Annotated in this window: 11 protein-coding genes; 4 read left to right on the top strand and 7 right to left on the bottom strand. The window is 55.0% G+C overall.

What is annotated here, in order from left to right:
• Positions 1-45: 45 nt before the first annotated feature.
• The 4 genes from lipA to metK all read left to right on the top strand — a co-directional run bounded on the left by lipA (position 46) and on the right by metK (position 4,332).
• Complete coding sequence (gene lipA / locus CLV58_RS24440; protein WP_106140465.1) at positions 46-924, top strand: lipoyl synthase; 879 nt, start codon at positions 46-48, stop codon at positions 922-924.
• 81 nt (positions 925-1,005) lie between these two features.
• Positions 1,006-2,160 carry a lycopene cyclase family protein gene (locus CLV58_RS24435; RefSeq protein WP_106140464.1) on the top strand — a complete coding sequence of 385 codons (1,155 nt, stop codon included), beginning with the start codon at positions 1,006-1,008 and terminating at the stop codon, positions 2,158-2,160.
• Between the two features lie 254 nt (positions 2,161-2,414).
• Complete coding sequence (locus tag CLV58_RS24430; RefSeq protein ID WP_146141535.1) at positions 2,415-2,969, top strand: RNA polymerase sigma factor; 555 nt, start codon at positions 2,415-2,417, stop codon at positions 2,967-2,969.
• Positions 2,970-3,054: 85 nt separating this feature from the next.
• On the top strand, positions 3,055-4,332 hold the full coding sequence (gene metK, locus CLV58_RS24425; RefSeq protein ID WP_106140462.1) for a methionine adenosyltransferase: 1,278 nt from the start codon (positions 3,055-3,057) through the stop codon (positions 4,330-4,332).
• 130 nt (positions 4,333-4,462) lie between these two features.
• On the opposite strand, the gene CLV58_RS24420 is transcribed toward metK, so the two are convergent.
• The 7 genes from CLV58_RS24420 to CLV58_RS24390 all read right to left on the bottom strand — a co-directional run bounded on the left by CLV58_RS24420 (position 4,463) and on the right by CLV58_RS24390 (position 15,665).
• A complete protein-coding gene (locus CLV58_RS24420; RefSeq protein WP_106140461.1) occupies positions 4,463-4,837 on the bottom strand; it encodes an HPF/RaiA family ribosome-associated protein in 375 nt (124 codons plus the stop codon).
• Between the two features lie 223 nt (positions 4,838-5,060).
• Entirely contained in the window at positions 5,061-6,422 is a 1,362-nt protein-coding gene (locus CLV58_RS24415; RefSeq protein ID WP_106140460.1) for a cytochrome P450, read from the bottom strand.
• Between the two features lie 57 nt (positions 6,423-6,479).
• Positions 6,480-8,003: an FG-GAP repeat domain-containing protein gene (locus tag CLV58_RS24410; RefSeq protein WP_106140459.1), complete on the bottom strand. Its 1,524-nt coding sequence runs from the start codon at positions 8,001-8,003 to the stop codon at positions 6,480-6,482.
• Positions 8,004-8,195: 192 nt separating this feature from the next.
• Positions 8,196-10,004, bottom strand: a complete 1,809-nt coding sequence (locus CLV58_RS24405) for a RagB/SusD family nutrient uptake outer membrane protein (RefSeq protein WP_106140458.1) — start codon at positions 10,002-10,004, stop codon at positions 8,196-8,198.
• Positions 10,005-10,107: 103 nt separating this feature from the next.
• Positions 10,108-13,734, bottom strand: coding sequence for a TonB-dependent receptor (locus CLV58_RS24400; RefSeq protein WP_245882452.1), 3,627 nt, complete (start codon positions 13,732-13,734; stop codon positions 10,108-10,110).
• A 188-nt stretch (positions 13,735-13,922) separates the two neighbouring features.
• Entirely contained in the window at positions 13,923-15,020 is a 1,098-nt protein-coding gene (locus tag CLV58_RS24395) for a FecR family protein (RefSeq protein WP_106140456.1), read from the bottom strand.
• 90 nt (positions 15,021-15,110) lie between these two features.
• The gene (locus CLV58_RS24390; RefSeq protein WP_106140455.1) at positions 15,111-15,665 is read right to left on the bottom strand and encodes an RNA polymerase sigma factor; all 555 of its coding nucleotides are present in this window, start codon (positions 15,663-15,665) and stop codon (positions 15,111-15,113) included.
• Positions 15,666-15,948 lie beyond the last annotated feature (283 nt).

Below are 15,948 nucleotides of genomic sequence, written 5' to 3'. Positions count from 1 at the left end.
CTTTACGGAGCCAAAACGAATTTTTGTGGAAAGGCACGAGGAGATATGATCGAATTACCCGTAATACCCTCCGAACAACAGCGAAAAAAACGTCCTGACTGGCTACGCGTGAAGCTACCTATCGGGCCGGAGTACGCCAAAGTCCGGAAACTGGTCGATGAGCACAAACTGCACACCATCTGCGAGAGCGGCAACTGCCCGAACATGGGCGAATGCTGGGGTGCCGGTACGGCTACGTTTATGATACTGGGTAACGTCTGCACCCGCAGCTGCACATTCTGTGCCGTTGCGACCGGACGACCTAATGAATATGACACCGATGAGCCCCGGCGTGTTGCCGAAGCCATTGTGCTGATGAAAGTCAAGCACGCGGTGATTACGTCGGTGAACCGCGATGAGCTGAAGGACCGGGGTGCCGAAATCTGGTACCAAACCGTACGGCTCATCAAGGAAGCGTCGCCCACGACGACCATCGAAACGCTTATTCCCGACACGAAAGGAAACTGGGAATCGCTCGAACGGATGATTTCGGCCGGGCAGGAAGTCGTTTCGCACAATATGGAAACCGTCGAGCGGTTGTACCGGCGTGTGCGTCCGCAGGCGCGCTACGAACGCAGTCTGGAACAGATTCGACGCACCAAAGCATATGGACAGCGGACCAAATCGGGCATTATGCTGGGGCTGGGCGAAACGCACGACGAAGTATTCAAGGCAATGGACGATCTGGCCGCCAACGGTCTGGACGTGCTGACGCTGGGCCAATACCTGCAACCCACCAAGATGCACCACGAGGTGATCGAATGGATTCACCCCGATACGTTTGCGATGTACCGGGAGGAAGGCCTCCGGCGCGGGCTGAAATACGTAGAGTCGGGGCCACTGGTCCGCTCAAGTTATCACGCCGAAAAGCACGTAAATGTCTAGGTAACGGTTTGTAAACCTGACAACCACAACCTTATTTCGTACAAAAGCCCGGACGGTGCGTCCGGGCTTTTGTTTTTGTGCATGAAAAAATACGACTTCATCATCGCGGGGGGCGGCATGGCGGGCCTGAGTCTGGCCTATTACCTGACACGCTCTTTGTTACGGGATCGATCAATACTTATTCTGGAACGTGACCAGAAAAATCGGAACGACCGAACCTGGTGTTTCTGGGAAAAAGGAGCGGGTCCGTTTGAGCCGATACTGTTTCAGTGCTGGGATACCGCAGCTTTCTACGGACCGGGGTACACAGGTCGGCTGGGGATGGGCGACTATCGGTACAAGATGCTGCGCGGGATCGATTTTTACACCTTCGTTGAGCAGCAACTAACGCAGTTTCCAAACATTGAGCGGAAACAGGCTACCATCAATCGCATCAAGGATACCCCACAGGGTGGATTCGTTATTGCCGATGATGAGCCGTATCTGGCTGATTACGTGTTCGATAGTACGTATCAGCTAACGCTCGATCAGCCCGAAAACCATAACCTGTTGCAGCATTTCAAAGGCTGGTTTGTCGAAACGGAGCGCCCCTGTTTTGATCCGGCCGTGCCGATAATTATGGATTTTCGGACCGATCAGCACGACGACTGCCGGTTTGTCTACGTGTTACCCTTTGACGAAAACCGGGCACTGGTCGAATTCACGCTATTTAACCAGCGGCTGCTAAGCAGCGATGAATATGAGTATGCCCTGCGCCACTACCTGAGTCAGCACATCGACACAGGGGCGTACCAGATCACGGACGTAGAAACCGGCGTTATTCCCATGTCGGATGTAACGACGACCGAAACGCCGTCGGAACACATCATCCGGATTGGTACAGCGGGTGGCTACACCAAACCCTCAACTGGCTATACGTTTAGTCGTACGCAGCGATACCTGCGCGAGCTTGTCGACAACATAGCAAAGACGGGAAAACCAGTCCGGCGCGTACCGTGGCTTAAACGACGGTTCGCCTTGTACGACAGTATTTTTCTAAACGTGCTGGAAAATAACCGGTATCCCGCCGATGCATTGTTTACCCGTATCTACGCGCGTAATCCTGTCCGGGTGTTTCGTTTTCTCGACGAAGACACAACGTTTCCGGACGAACTACGACTGTTTACGACCATGCCAACGCGTCCTTTTCTGGTCGCGATGATACAGGTGCTACGGCGCAAATTTGTTGCCCGTTGATAGTAAGCGGTTGATTACAAAGAGTATACATACTGACGAATTATTTTTAGCCCATACTGCTGTTACCATATACGTAAAGTGTAGTCCTATTCATGTTGCCCGATAGGTGAATAGTTGCCCTTGTTCATGTTAAACTAACTGGCAGTTATTTATCCTTACATGCCTCACGCGGTAACGTACGCATTGCATTCAACCCATAAAGAATCAAGTTGGTCAGTAAGTCTTTCTTGCTGACCGGTGCTACGTTATTGACCATGAAAAACAACTTCACTGACGAAGAATTGGTAAGGCGTTTTGTGCAGTCGCAGGAACCGACTGATTTCGCCGAGCTTTACTGCCGTTACAACCGCAAGGTGTACCAGTCCTGTATTCGCTATCTGGAAGACATAACCGAAGCGCAGGACCAAACTCAGGAAGTATTCGTCAAGGTGTTCCGACGGCTGGGTGGATTTCGACAGGAAGCCAGCTTTTCGACCTGGCTTTACACCCTCACTCGTAACCATTGTTTCACCGTTCGGCAGCAGCGCGACCTGCGTCGGCATACGCTATTCTGCGATGCTGATCTGCATGAAAACCATCACCTGCAAGGGTCAGACAGTGCGTCGCTGGACGATCGTTGGCACCATGCTGAACAAACACTGAATCAACTGCCCGGGCGCGACGAACGAATTCTACGGGAGCGCTACCTGGGTGGGAAGGACATTGGTGTGCTGGCCGACGAGCATCAGGTAAGCGTCAGTGCGATAAAGATGCGGCTAAAGCGGGCACGCGATCAGGCACAACGTATTCACCAACAGCGCGACTTGTAGCTTAGGTTACTCGTTGCCGTTATTTATTTGGCCCTTTTTAAATAAGGCGTAGCTTTGCGCTCTAAAAACAAGCCTGTAAAGCGCAATGCCATACTTATTCACTTCCGAGTCTGTATCTGAAGGGCACCCCGATAAGGTAGCCGACCAGATTTCCGACGCGCTGATTGATAACTTCCTCGCTTTTGACCCTTCCAGTAAGGTAGCCTGTGAGACACTGGTAACGACTGGACAGGTCGTACTAGCCGGTGAAATCAAGACCGATACATATCTCGACGTGCAGAAAATTGCTCGCGAGGTAATTCGCAAAATTGGCTATACCAAAAGCGAATACATGTTCGAAGCTAACTCCTGCGGGGTCTTCTCGGCGCTGCATGATCAGTCGGCTGACATCAATCAGGGGGTTGACCGGAAGGTAGAAAATAATGATTTCGAAACGCTGGCTAACGCGCAGGGCGCTGGTGACCAGGGTATGATGTTCGGTTACGCTACCAACGAAACCGACAACTACATGCCCCTGCCGCTGGATCTGGCGCACGCCATTCTGCGGGAGATGTCGTATATCCGTAACAACGAGTCTGACCTGATGCCGTACCTGCGGCCGGATGCTAAATCGCAGGTGACGATCGAGTATTCTGACGACGATCAGCCGATCCGCATCGATACGATTGTCGTGTCGACGCAGCACGACGATTTCGCCGACGACGAAACGATGCTGGCCAAGATTCGGGAAGACGTTATCAACATCGTTATCCCCCGCGTGAAGGCAAAGCTGAAGCCTGAACTGCACGGCCTGTTCGACGAGAACATCACGTACTATATCAACCCAACGGGTAAGTTCGTGATCGGTGGACCGCACGGCGATACGGGGCTGACGGGTCGGAAAATCATTGTGGATACGTACGGTGGTAAAGGTGCACACGGCGGTGGTGCTTTCTCGGGCAAAGATCCCTCGAAAGTCGACCGGTCGGCGGCCTATGCCACGCGCCATATTGCGAAAAACATGGTAGCGGCTGGTCTGTGCGATCAGGTATTGGTGCAGGTATCGTACGCTATCGGTGTAGCCAAGCCATGCGGTCTGTACGTCAATACGTACGGAACGGCGAAAGTCGATATGAACGACGGAGCTATCGCGGAGAAAATCGCAGCGATCTTCGACATGCGTCCGTACGCAATCGAGCAACGGCTGAAGCTGCGGAACCCGATCTATTCGGAAACGGCGGCTTATGGCCACATGGGGCGTAAGAACGAAGTTGTGACGAAGACGTTCGGTTCGAACGGCAACGCCAAGCAGGTTGAAGTTGAACTGTTTACCTGGGAGAAACTTGATTTCGTCGATAAGGTAAAAGAGTCATTTGGCTTGTAAGCCAATACGCTAGAAAGCAGAAAGCCATCCTGTTCGGGATGGCTTTCTGCTTTTGGTGAGGTTCGGTACATGGCTCAGGGTGAATGACACAAGTGGCGTCACCGTAAACTGTACACCGAAAATCGTAAACCTAGTACTCGTCGGCTTCCACAGCCTCGTCCGCCTGCATACGCGCTTTTTCGTCGACGATCGCCTGACTCGAAAAGTCGTTGCGTTTTTCTTTACAGCGAACCAATTTATCTTTCAGGACTTCGAGTACCCGATCTGTTGCGGACTCGAAGCTTTTGTCGTGTTCTTTGACGAAGATCTCTTTACCCGGCAGCATCAGCCGGACTTCGATAATCTTTTCTTTTACCTTGTTAGAATCGGCTCCCTCCAGTTTGAGAAATACCTCCCCGCTGACGATGTGATCGTGAAACGTGTCAAGCTTATTGAGCTTAGCCTGGATAAAATCGTACAGGCTCTGGTCTGCCGTGAACCGCACGGCGTGCATTTTTAGTCTCATTGTGTCGCCTTTTAAGTGAATTGAAACAGAACATCAATGGACTATCTAAGTTTGGGTATGCTTACCACAATGTCAAGGGGGTCTTCGAAAAATATAACTTTGTTTCACGCGCGGCAGTCGTACGTTTCCCCCACTGGCTGATACTCGTCTGTTTATGCGCTTTCGTGGAACGGTGGTTAAACAAACTTCTTCGTAAAGTATAATTTGCCGACGTATAGGGTGCTTAAATCGTCAAATTACGTAGATAAAGCCGAATGGGCTGCTTCGAGCGAAGCGTGATGAGCGGGCTTGGTTGTGCGGCTGTGGTATCGGCCGAAGTCAGGTCAAACATGGTTAGTAACTGACCCAGCAGCGCCGTCATTTCCAGGAGTGCAAACTGATTACCGATACAGAGTCGGGGGCCACCGCCAAACGGAAGAAAGGCGTAGCTGTGCCGCCCGGCAGCCCGTTCCGGCGCAAAGCGGTCCGGGTCGAACTGGTCGGGGTTTGGCCAGCTGGCGGGGTCGTGGTGCAGAATGTACGGACTAACCAACACGCCTTCATCGGCTGCCAACGAATAAACGCCCAGCGTATCGGGCCCCAGCGACAGGCGACTCATGGCCCAGGCCGGCGGGTAGAGCCGTAACGACTCGTTGATGACCTGCGACAGGTATGGCATGGTACGCAGGTCGTCGGCCGAAAAGCGCGTACGGGTGCCGAGCGTCTGCTGCGCTTCCGTGCGGGCGCGGGTTTGGACGTCGGGGTGGGTTGCCAATAGGTAAAGTGTCCAGGCCATCGACGTTGCCGTTGTTTCGTGGCCCGCCGTGAACAGTGTAATCAGCTCGCTCAACAATTGCGCGTCGGTCATGCCTTCACCCGTTTCTTCGTCGGTGGCCCGCAGTAGCATGTCGAGCAGATCGTCGTGGGGCGTAGCATCCTGCCGGCGGGTTTGAATAATGCCCGTGATCAGGTCGTTCACCTGTTTCGACGCTTTCTCGTAGGCCTGGTTGGCGGGGGAGGGAAACCAGCTGGGCAACCGTATCGGGTTAAGCACCGTCTGGCTAATGATGTGATTCAACTCGTTGAGCGCCTGCGACAGGCTGGCCGTCTGGTTGCCCAGCCCGGAACCAAACAGGGTTTTGGTAACGATGCGCAACGTAACGTCGGTCAGAACGGTCGATACGTCGACTGGTCGGGTACGATCCTGCGCCTGTAGCCGCCCGGTCCAGGCGACGGCTTCGTCGATCATGGTGTCGGCCAGCACAGCCAGCTTCTGCCGGTGAAAAGCCGGCTGTGCTAATCGGCGCTGCCGACGCCAGTAGTCGCCGTCGGTTGTCAGCAGGCCGTCGCCCAGAAATTCGCGCAGCACCTTATACGACCGACCCCGCCCGTAGTTGCGGTTGTTTTCCTGAAGCACATACTTGGCTTCTTCGGGCTTTAGCAGTACCGTCACCGTCCGTCGGCCTAGCTGAATACGGACCAACCGCTGATCGCCGTATTGTTTCTGTAGTCGGCGCAGAAAGCCAAGTGGGTTGTGCAGAAAAGCAAATGTACTACCCAGGAAAGGGACGCCTTTAACGAAAGGAATAGGAGGCTGGTCGGTCATAGGAAAACCCGTGCTCGGTCTGTGTAAAGATAACGGCAGCGCGGGTTCCGTGGGTACTTAGCGCGTCTTGTTTTGCAGGACCAGCAGTGGCAAATGACTATCGAAGGTAGGGTGGTAGGCGGGCGAATTGAGAAAGCCCCGGCTGAAGTTTCCCAGTACAATGTCCGGATCGCCGTCGTGGTCCCAGTCGTTGACGTCCATACAAATCCACCGACCGTACTGACTAATCGGGATCAGGTGTGGCTGGAAGGTTGTTGCTGATTTGCCTTCGTAATAGGTGAATGTCTGTGGTGACGATTGACCCAGGTCGGCGAAGAACGCAATCGCGGCAATGTCCAGGTCACCATCCCGGTCGAAATCGGCGGCCATTGCCTTTGTGCAACCGTTTAGTGGCAAAAACGCCTGCTGTTTGTACTGGTTGTGGCCGTCGTTCAGGAAGACGTAGATGCCGTGGTATGGCTTAAGGATGCGGGAGTAGTCGCTGTTGTCGCCGGCGGTGTACAGAATGTCGAGCCGTCCATCACGGTTCATGTCGACAAGCTGAAAACTGGTTGAGCCGTAGACGGGCGGAAAGCGCAACAGATTATGTTCGGTAAAACCACCTTGCCGGTCATTGGTGAACAGCCAGATGCCTTCGTCGGCATGCGCAAACAGCGCCATGAAGTCGAGCCAGCCGTCGTGATTGAAATCGCCGGTGATGACCTGTGTAGCCCCGGCAACGTTTCGAATAACCTGTTTGCTGAACTGATGGTTGGGCCGGTGCTGAAGCAGGTACAAACCCCCTGTATCATGGCCGAACCCACAGACGAGCCAGTCCGTTAGCCCGTCGCGGTTGAAATCGCCCGGTGTCGATTCGATGGGGCGGGGGAGTTGCTGGCCCAATACGGTGGGTCTGTTGGACTTATTTGGGTCGAGTTCGAGCAACTCACCGGCCGAACGATCGACAGCCAGCATGGTGCCGATGCAGGTTAATACCAGATGGGCGGGTTGCCCTTTGTTCTCAATGAAACGCGCCTGCACGCCGGGGGAGGGAAGTGTCCGCAGTCGTTCTGCTGTCAGCTTGCTGTTCCAACGATATAAACCCGCATCGGTTTCATTACTGGAGTAGACCTGCTGATTCGCTGAGTCAAACGCCACCATCGTAGTCGTGGCGAGATCGACAGCGGGTTGCGCTGGTTTCAGCATCGAGAAAACTGCCCAGTCGTTGCTGGGCGACGGTTGGGTTGAGGCTATAGCCAGACTGTCGGGGGCTAACGTTTCGTAATAAGCCTGTAGTTTTTCCCAGTCGGCCTGCGAAATGCTGGCGTTTGCAGGCCGGTAGTAATGCGTTTTCTGCCAGACTTCCATACCCAGCCTGGGTGCCATGGCCGGCAGGACCTGATTATGCCAGGTTGTCTTGTCGAGCATAGCCGGTGAAACGGGCAGGTGGCAGGAACCGCAGTACTGTTTGGCAAGTGCTTCGCCTTCGGTGATCGCCGGTTCGCCGGTTAGTGTCGTTGCCGTTTCGCTTCCCGACTGACAGCCTGTTGCCAGTAACCAGTACAGTAAGACGACGGTAGATAGCGCGGATGATTTGGTCATGAAGGGTAGGGTGTAAAAAAGGCAACGAGACAGTACGGTGGCTGTCTCGTTGCGGTAATGTAGCCCAGACCTCTAGGTCTGGTGGCCGTCAGGCCAATTACGCCAGGCGGCAGCCTTGTTGGTCGCTGTCGCGCCCACCAGACCAGGACCGGGCCGCCGGAGCGGGTCTGGGCTACACAACCGGGCTACACCTTAATTGTAACCGGGGTTTTGCGTTAGTGATGAAGTACCACCCGAACGGCTCAGGTCGATCTGACGCTGTGGAATCGGGAAGTACTCGCTGCGACCCGTTACGAACCGGCCACCCCGGATGTCGGTCGTGATCGTGCTTTCGTAGGTGAAGTAGTTGTTCAGCGTTGCTTCGGCTGTTCCCCAGCGCACCAGGTCAAAGAAGCGGTGACCTTCCATGGCCAGTTCGAGCTTTCGTTCGAAATAAACAGCCCGTAGCGCACCGTCTTTGCCCAGGCTGGCAAACCGGCCGGTTGGGTAAGCCGCTACCGTATAGTTGGCCGCTGGCGTGCTTGAATTACCGGCCAGTGGGTTGCTATTGTTGGTATACTGGTAGACGAAGTTGACCGGGTTTGCAGCCCGTGCCCGTACAAGGTTGACGTAGGTCTGCGCCTGTTCCAGATTACCCAGTTGTGCTTCGGCTTCGGCGGCCATCAGCAATACGTCGGCGTAGCGGATAACGTTGTAGTTGATGGCCGTACCCGGTGCCCACGAATGCTGATCGGAATACTGTGCCTGTGTCGCCTGCATGTAGATGTTTTTCTTCGGCGAATACGGACCCGCGTAGGTCTGGCCCGGGCTCCGAATCCAGTCGGCACCGGGATGTAGCCCCCAGTCGAGGTAAGGCAGTCCCCGCCGGCCGATGGTCCAGTCGATGCGCGGATCGAGGTTGCCGGCGTCGGGTGTAAACGCCTGATTCGACGCGACACCCTGATCGTTTTTCACGGGGTAGCTATTGTACGTGTCGACATAGGGCAAGCCCGTTGCGTCGGTACGGTACGAGTTGGCCAGGTCCTGCGATGGCTGGAAGAAGCCGCAGCAGCGGAAAGGGCTGTTGCCATACGGGAAGTTGAGCATGTCGCCCTGATTGGCGCTGGCAATTGTGTTCGTGCCGTCGTTGGCCACCATCTGAATCGCAAATACGGCTTCCGAATTGTTCTCCGCAGCCGCGTCGAAATTATCGTGGAATCGGCTGGTCAGCGCGTATTTCAGCCCACTGGTCGTAACGCCCTGCGTTGTAATCAGGTCATACAGCGTTTTGGCCTGGCTGTACTTCTTTTCGTACATATAGGTTCTGGCCAGATACGAAGCCGCAGCCCATTTGTTGACCCGGCCCAGGTCCGACTGTGTAGCGGGCAGGTTGTCGTAGGCATACTGGAAGTCGGCTTCGATGCGTGCCCAGATGTCTTCGGTGTTGGGTTGTGCACTGGCAGCAGCCGTTTCGATGGTTTCGTCGATCCAGGGCACCCGGTTAAACATCTTCTTCAACTCGAAATAGTAGTGACCGCGCAGGAAGCGGGCCTGCGCGGCAAAGCTGGTTCGGTTGGCATCGGAGATCGTCGTTGCGGCCGCCAGCAGACGTAGGGTCGAGTTAGCCCGGTTGACGCCTTCGTAGACCGTCCGCCATTTGCTGTTGAAATAGCCGTTGCTAGGATCGGCCGTGAACTTAGCAATCGCGTCGATGGCGGGTTGGTCGCTACCGTCGCTTCCCTTGTGGGCGTCGCCCCCGGCAATACTGCCGTAGGTCCAGTTACTGGGCGAGGCTTCCCAGGCATTACCCCCGGCCAGGTTGAGTGCCGAACCGTTGTTGTACTGTCCGTCGAGCGCTGCGTACGCCCCCGTCAGCAGCGCATCGACACCGCTTTGTGTAGCTAGTACCTGATCGCTCAGGGCACCCTGCGCCGGAATGTCCAGACTATTCGTACAAGCGTCGAGCGTTAAGCCAGTCGTGGTAAACGCCAGCATCGCCAGTATATAATGAGGTAGTTTCATTTAGCTATTGGTTTAAGGTTTTCGGTACACGGTTTTCGGTTTTCAGTAGTTGGCAGGCAACGACCAGCACTGTACACCGTATACCGAAAACCGTATACTGACATTAGAATGTGACATTCAGGCCGAACAGAAACTGGCGCTGGTTGGGGTAAACGCCCTCATCGATACCGAACGACGTGCTGGTCGAATAGGACTGGTTAAGGCTACCACCCGAGCTGTTGTTGGTGTTGGCCGTCGTGCCGATTTCGGGATCGAGACCGGAGTATTTGGTGATGGTAAAGAGGTTAGCTGCCTGTACGTACACCCGCATCCGGTCGATACCCACCTGTTTCAGCGTGCTGGCGGGTAGCGTGTAGCCAATCTGCGCGTTTTTCGCCCGCAGGTACGAGCCGTTCTCGACGAAATACGAGTTTGGCACGTTGGCCGAACTGAACGAACCCACCGTTTCCTGAATCGGCGCTTTCGCGTCGCGGTTTTCGGGTGTCCAAGAATTATACAGTGCCGTCTGGCTTTTGGCCCCCTGGAAGTTGGCGTTGAAATCGGTCCACCAGCGGACGTTATTCCAGATATCGTTCCCCTGCGTACCGTAGAAGAAGATGCTGAAATCGAACTTCTTATAGGTCGCGCCCAGGTTCAGGCCGTAGCTGAATTTCGGGTTTGGATTGCCGAGGTATGTCCGGTCGGCGTCAGTGATACGGCCATCGCCGTTGACGTCGGCATAGCGGAAGCGGCCCACGGCTACGTCGTTCTGGTACACGGCCGACGCGTTACCGGTGGCCTGTTGCGCCTGTGAATTCGCTGCGTTGATTTCTTCCTGCGAATTCCAGAAGCCCGCCGTTTTATAACCATAGAACTGCCCGATCGAGTGGCCAACCGCGTTCCGTACGATGTTGCTCCCGTTGAACCGGCGTCCTTCCTGATCGAAGTAATCGACACCTTCAGCCAGCGACACGATCTTGTTGTTGTAGGTCGTGAACGTCAGCGTACCCGTCAGGCGAAGGTCGCTCGATACGTCGACGGTGCTGGACGCTGCGATGTCGAGACCCTGGTTACGCATCTTGGCAATGTTGATCGCCGGGGGCGTTCCCAGCCCCGCCGTACCGGCCAGTTCGAGCGTATACAGCAGATCGCGTACTTCTTTGTTGTAGTAATCGACCGTCAGGTCCAGCTTGCCTTTCCACAGGCTGGCGTCGAAACCGATGTTGGCGTTGATGTTTTTCTCCCAGCGGGCATCCGGGTTACCGATGCGCGTCCGCTGGAAGCCCAGTGCGTTCGTCGAATTCGAGCCGGTGATAGCGTAGTACGACGAGGTCCGGTCGCCACCGTAGGTCGTGTAGGCATTCGCCGGATCGACGTTCAGCTGATTACCCATAACGCCGTACCCTCCGCGAATTTTCAGGTCATTGAGCCAGGTCAGGCCACCCATGAACGACTCCTGCGAAATACGCCAGCCTGCACTCACCGCCGGGAACCAGCCGTACTGGTAATTCAGGAAGCGGGACGAACCGTCGCGCCGGATCGTTGCGCCGAACAGGTACTTGTCTTTCAGGTTGTAATCGACCCGACCGATCAGCGAGAAGAGCGCGTCGGAATAGCGGTTGCTGTAGTTGGTCGGCGTTCCCGAACCCGTCGACAGGTTGGTGAAATTAGGGTCGAACGAGAAGTAGTTCTGGGTGGTGCCCCCCACGTTCCGGCCCCGGTTCTGGTACGCTTCCGTACCGACCAGTACTTTCAGGTCGTGCGTGTTGTTGAAGTTGTGCTGGTATTGCACCGTGTTGGTCCAGGTCCAGTTGTTGCCGCTGTACGTGTTTTCGGTGTACGCGTTCGTCGTCGTGTTTTCCTGGTTCTCGTAGGTCGGATAGGCGAACGTGTTGAAGTTGCCCATGAACAGTTCACCTCCGAAACTACTGCGCGCCGTGAAATCTTTCAGGAAGTCGACTTCGGCGTACATATTTCCGAAGAGCCGGTTGCTGAGTCCCTTGTTGTTGCGGGTCCGCTGCTGAACGGCGACCGGGTTCGTCGCATTACCCAGTCCCTGGCCGAAGCCACCCGCGTAGTTGCCGGCAATGTCGTAGACCGGAATAATCGGCTGTTCCCGGAACGCCATACCGATGGCGCTACCTTCCTGTAGCGCGTTGATCCGTGGGTTATCGGTCACCGAAAAGGCCAGATTTTCACCCACCCGGATGTTCTCGCGGATATTGTACTGACTATTCGAGCGAATCGTATACCGTTTCAGGTAGGTATTGATCAGCGTACCCTGCTGGTTGAAATAGTTGAACGAGAACAGGTAGTTGCCCTGCGGACCTCCACCACTGACGGCCAGGTTATGGCTGGTGATCGGTGCCGGTTTGAAGATCTCGTGAAACCAGTCGGTGCCCGTCTTGTTGGCCCGCGTAATCCGGTAGAAAGCGTTGTACTGCTCGGCGCTGGTGTAGTTCGGGTTTACGTTGTACCGCGACGGATCGACCGATGGGTCACCTTCTTTAGCGCCCTGTGGTACGATGTAATCGGGAAGTGTCGGCGTTGCTCCGCTGCCGTATAGAGGATCGTTGATAACCGCATTCGGGTTGGCGTTGCGTAGCGCGTTGAACTTCAGCTGCGCCGTTTCCTGCGGGTTCAGCAGGTTCCAGACATTCCCGCCTTTCGGCATCTGTACACCGTAGTAGGCATCATACTGCACCTTTACCTTGCCCGTACCGCGTCGTGTCGTGATGATGATGACCCCGTTGGCGGCCCGCGATCCGTAGATCGACGCCGAACCAGCGTCTTTCAGTACCTGCATCGACGCGACATCGTTGGGGTTGATGTCGTTGATATTCTGCGTCGGTACGCCGTCGACCACGTACAGCGGCTGGTTGTTGCCGAACGTGTTCAGCCCCCGGATGCGGACCTGTGGCGCTTCGCCCGGCTGTCCTGAACCCAGCACGGTTACCCCCGATGCCCGGCCCTGCAACTGATTGGTGATCTGCGCGGTTGGTTGCTGCTGCAATTCCGCCACGTTGACCACGGCCACTGCGCCCGTCAGATCTTTCTTGCGCTGCGTACCGTAGCCGACGACAACCACTTCGTTGAGCGATTTGACGTCGGACACCAGCCGCACGTCCGGGATAGTTGTCCGGTTATTGATCGGCACTTCCTGCGCGGTATAGCTGATCGACGAGATAACCAGCGTACCGTTGCCGTCGGGAACATTGAGCGAATAGCGACCTTCGGCGTCAGTGGCCGTACCGAGATTCGCCGTACCCTTCACCAGTACCGTCGCGCCGGGTAGACCCACGCCGTTTTCATCGAGAACCCGGCCCGTGACGGTAATGGGCGGGACGGGTTTTTCGCCGTTTGGGCTGACAACCGTGGGGGTTGCGGTGGCGACTCGTTTCAGGATAATCGTTTTCCCATCGATCTCATAGCCGATCTGCGCGGGAGCAAGCAGGCGATCGAGTACGGTCGAAAGTTTTTCGTTGGTGATGGCGATCGACTGCACCCGTTGCGCGCCGAAGATGCGTGGGTTGTACATGAACTTCACATCGGCCTGCTTCCCCAACTGACTGATCGCCTGTTCCAGCGACCGGTTAGTCAGGTCGAGGCTGACACGCCGATTGAGTAATTCCTGACCGTAGCCATCACTCGCCCGAACAACGGTGGCGAAGGCCGTCACGACCAGAAACAGAGAGCAGCTTATTCGCATGAATCTGAGCAGCCGATGCTGCATTTGTATTCGATTTGTCATACTTTTGAAATAATTGTCGGTTCAGAACGGCAAAAAAATTCCCTTACCCCGGCAATGGGGGTGCTTTTGTGGTAGAAAGCTGTGGGGGAGTTACTTAGGAGTCAGTTGTGTTGGCGCACGGCTGACTCTTTTTTATTGGATCTAGTTCTTTTTTTATACCATAGATGTCGCGTTGGTGTTAAGTAGTTTTAGGGGCAACCTTTGCTGGAAATGATGAGCTTGCCGTCCATCTGCTCGTACTGAGCATCGAGCGTTCGGCAGATCATGTTCAGTTTCTCGAAGAGCGGCTCGTCGTCCAGCGAGGCTGTCAGATAGCAGTTCTTCATGACGTCGGCATCGTAAATGATTTCGACACCATAAGCGTTAGTCAGCGCGTCGAACACAGCACTGACGGGGGTATTGTTGAAGTCGAAGACCGGTCGCTGAATGACCATGTCGAGTCGGGCGGGTGAGTCGACCAGCGTACGCATCAAATGACCATCTGCACGGTTGAAATGAACCTGCTGATTCGGGGCCAATACCAGCCCTGTCAGTTGCAGCGACGCCACTTTATCGGTTCGCTGTTCGTCATCATGCGTGAACACCGACACCCGACCCGTTTTTACCAGTACCTCGACAGCTTCTTTGTCCATAGCGCGCACGGTAAAACTGGTGCCCAGCACTTTGGTAATAAGCTTATCCGCATAGACCAGGAAGGGACGATGCGGATTCTTGGCGACTTCAAAAAAAGCTTCGCCGGTCAGGTATACCTCGCGATTCCGCTGCGCCGTAAAATTGGTGGGGTAGCTGATCCGGCTGTCGGGCTGCAGAACGACCGAACTGCCGTCGGCCAGCAAAACCAGCCGGCTTTTCGGCCCGTCGTTGTGCACTTCCTGCATCGGAACCGCAGCATCGGCAACCAATGCTTTGTAAACCGTTACGGGCCGTTGCTGATTGAGGTGCCAGCCCCAGCCGGCCAGCAGGAGTAGCAGCAGTGTGGCCGCTACGGCCCAACCCGTTTGCCAGGTTGTGTGGGCAACGGAATCCGGCGACAGCGTGGGTTCGGTAGCCGCCATGATGTTGTCGATGGCGCTATCGATCCGGTCGGTATCAGGCAGAACCGTTGTTTGTTCAAGAGCCAGCAGCGTTTCCCGGGCCTGTCCCAGCAAGGCTGCTTTTTCCGGGTGACGCATCGTGTACAACTGCCACCAGTCGTCCTCGTCGGGGGTAGCCCGTCCGTATACCCAGTCGCGAAAAGACGGGTCACCTAGAAAATCATGTAGATCAGAATGGTCAAATGATTTCATTGAAAAGGACTATTTGCGGGCAGCTGTACTGGTATAATGAGCCAGTTCGTCGCTGATACCCTACCTTTTCAAGATTTTTTTGACATTTTCTTACCAACTCTCCCGCAAAAAGGAAAGCGCCTTGTGCAGATGATTGGAAACCGACTGTCGATTGATATTCATAACATGCGCAATCTGGTCGATGTCCATGCTTTCGTAGTAGCGCAGATACAAGGCTTCCTGCTGACGTTGCGGTAACAGATCGATCAGGCACTTGATCTTTTGTGCCGACAGCTGCTCTGTTTCGATGTAAACAAAAAAGTCTTCGATGGTTTGATCGGGTGCGACGTCCTGGGCTTCTTCTTCGTCGACCCAGCCGCGCCGGTGCGTACGTTGCAGTTCCAGTAGCAACTTGTGCCGGAACGACGTGAACAGGTATTTGCGAATGGAGTTGGTCGGGCCGACGTACTCCCGCCGGTCCCATAGGTACACGAACAGGTCGTGCAGGCAGTCTTCAACGAAGGCGGAGCTTTTGCTGTAGCGCGAACCGAATCGGAAGAGGGAGGTATAATAGGTCGCAATGATCTGCCGAAACGCTAGCCGGTCGCCCCGTTTGAATGCTTCCCAGAGAAGCTCGTCGGATGGATAGTTGCCAGGAGCGGACATTGCAGTGTGGGGCGGTACAGAAAACAGATGGTCAGTACATAGTCATTGCGGTCTACCCCTAAATTCCCTAAAGGGCAGGGCCGTTAAGTTCTTAATTTAGCGCTGATAATAGGTAAATTTCCTTCGGTTCATCTACCCCCCAGCCCCCTAAAGGGGGTGCATTTCATTTGCGGAATGCTCCCCCTTCAGGCTAATCTTGTAGGGGTTTTAATTCGGATTGAGTCCATAACCTAGTTTGATGAAATAAAAACGCTCCACTGCCTGACTCAACACCCTGAGACCA

Source organism: Spirosoma oryzae (assembly GCF_003002825.1).
In the GTDB taxonomy this organism is placed as follows: Bacteria; Bacteroidota; Bacteroidia; order Cytophagales; family Spirosomataceae; genus Spirosoma; species Spirosoma oryzae.
This window is presented reverse-complemented; position numbering and strand designations above follow the sequence as displayed.